The following is a 393-nucleotide window of genomic DNA, read 5'->3' as shown; positions in this document are numbered from 1 at the left end:
AGGTGGAGTTCATCATCAATCTGGCGCCGATGTTGTGGGAGCAGGCATGCCTGATGTTGATAAAAGATCGAGAATGTGTCGATCGTGGTGCCGGTTATCTTTGGAAAATTGTCGGTGAGGTCCCAGTCCATGGCGATGCGCGCGCATGAGGCACAGATCGCCACTCCTGGTCCGGCAATGATATTGCCGACGCCGTCCTGCCGGGATTTTCCGCAGAAACTACATATTACAGCGTTGTCGCCTTGGCCGAAGAGCACTCGGCGCGCTGCAAGCAATCGGTCTTTTATAGAGAGCTGGTTCATACGGCACTCGCCCTTAAACTGACAACCAGTCATTGTGCATAACTGTTCGTCGCTGCCAATACGAAAACAGGCTAACCACCCTCATACGCCC

The 393-nt window shown here is 53.4% G+C and carries 1 protein-coding gene; it reads right to left on the bottom strand.

Going from position 1 to position 393, the window contains the following annotated elements; genetic code table 11:
* Positions 1-302, bottom strand: a 302-nt coding sequence (locus AB4Z23_RS28835) for a ClpX C4-type zinc finger protein (RefSeq protein ID WP_441361354.1), incomplete at its 3' end; no start/stop codon positions are given.
* Positions 303-393: the final 91 nt, after the last annotated feature.

Source organism: Agrobacterium sp. MCAB5 (assembly GCF_052114365.1).
GTDB classification, from domain to species: domain Bacteria; phylum Pseudomonadota; class Alphaproteobacteria; order Rhizobiales; family Rhizobiaceae; genus Agrobacterium; species Agrobacterium tumefaciens.
Note: the sequence above shows the minus strand (reverse complement) of the source record. Positions and strands in the feature narration are given on the sequence as shown.